Origin of the sequence: Lutibacter sp. B1 (genome assembly GCF_012524075.1) — a bacterium.
Classification (GTDB): domain Bacteria; phylum Bacteroidota; class Bacteroidia; order Flavobacteriales; family Flavobacteriaceae; genus Lutibacter.
On sequence record NZ_JAAZUI010000081.1, the window covers coordinates 1 to 1,590 of the forward strand.

1 protein-coding gene is annotated in these 1,590 nt (G+C 26.9%); it reads right to left on the reverse strand.

The features are described 5' to 3' along the window. Nucleotides 1-342: 342 nt before the first annotated feature. Complete coding sequence (locus HGB55_RS14870; protein ID WP_168817845.1) at nt 343-1,386, reverse strand: HNH endonuclease; 1,044 nt, start codon at nt 1,384-1,386, stop codon at nt 343-345. Nucleotides 1,387-1,590: the final 204 nt, after the last annotated feature.

The following is a 1,590-nucleotide window of genomic DNA, read 5'->3' on the forward strand; positions in this document are numbered from 1 at the left end:
CAGTTTGAGTCGAAACTTCCATAAATGTCTCTTTCATTAGTATTTTAAAAATTGTACTTAATCCTATCTTTAATGAGTCCGAAAATGTCTATTTGGAACCCAAAAGGCTGATCATATTAAATACAACGGGCTTTTATAAGATTTGTGCGACTGGAAAATCGGAGATTTTTCGGTTGTAGCAAATCGTTAGTTGGATGTTTGTCGGTTTGTTATTTAGTTTAAATGTAAGCATAAATTTTATGAGTTGTTACAAGCAGGCATTTATTATGTTCTTCTCTTGTTTTTTCATTATTTTTTCTGAATCTCTTTTATTTAATTTTAATTCTGAAAAGTTGAATTTTTCTAAAATATCAATTTTATATAATTTTCTCTCATAAAATTGAAAAAAGAAGTTATCAATTCATAATAGTCAGTTTTAAATTTATTTTCATTAAATTCTGGAAACAAACTGCCAAAGAAGATTAAAACTTGTAAATTATCTTGGATAAAATTAAAATCTAATATAATTTTCTCGTCTATACTTATTTTCTCTTCATTTTCGGAAATGAATTCATTAAATTCAATTTCATCATCTCTTTCCCATTGATTAACATTTAAAATCCAATTTTCAATTTGATTTTTCCAATTAGTCCAATTTTTTGATTCTATTGTAAAAGGCTGAATTTCTCTATCTAAATATTCCAATATTTGAATTTCTTCCCATCCATAATTTTCTAATAATTTTGTGTATTTATTAAGTAATATTTTTGCAGTAACATTTTCCCAATCATACATTTTATTTCTCCCAATGCCATTAATGTAAGCAATTCTCTGTTGAATAGGTTTCATCCTTTTTCCACGTAAGATTCCGCCAATTTTTGACATAAAAATCTCAATACTTTCTTGATATATTTCTTCAGTATAATATTTCAAGTTTTTTTCTGCGGAAATATCAATAGCCTCTAAAATTTCCTCAACTTTAAAAGTTTTCAACCACCCAACAACATTGGTTTTTCCATTTTCATTGAGCGTATTTGGTTTAATTTTACTATTAATATAATCTATAATTATTTGAATATAATCTACTTCAACATTTTCTAAAGATTTTTTCCACTCAAGCATTAATTCAATTTGTTCTTTTCTTTGTTGAATTATTTCAAGTTGGTCTCGTTGTTTAGTCAAAACGGAATTATCATTTAACTTTCTAGCTCTTTTTCCGTTATTGCAATCAAAACAACTTGTTATTAGGTTAAATAACTCATTATTTCCACCTTCTTTCACAGGTTCGATATGGTCAATATTAAGGACAATTTCTGGTGCTTTCTTTCCACAATATTGGCAAGTAAAACTGTCTCTTTTAAAAACTTCAAATCTAATCTTTTTACTTATAGCTTTTCTTTTTGTCATATTCTTGCATTCAATGTTGTAACGCAACAAAGCGTTTTAATTTTTAATAGTTACTAAGCTACGTTTTTTAATTCAGATTCCAATACTTCTTTAGGAGTTTTATACCCAATGATTTTTCTGGGTTTGTTGTTTAGTTTATGTTCGAGTTTTAAGAGCTGTTTTTCGTCAATGAGGTTAAAATCTGTTCCTTTAGGGAAGTCCCTT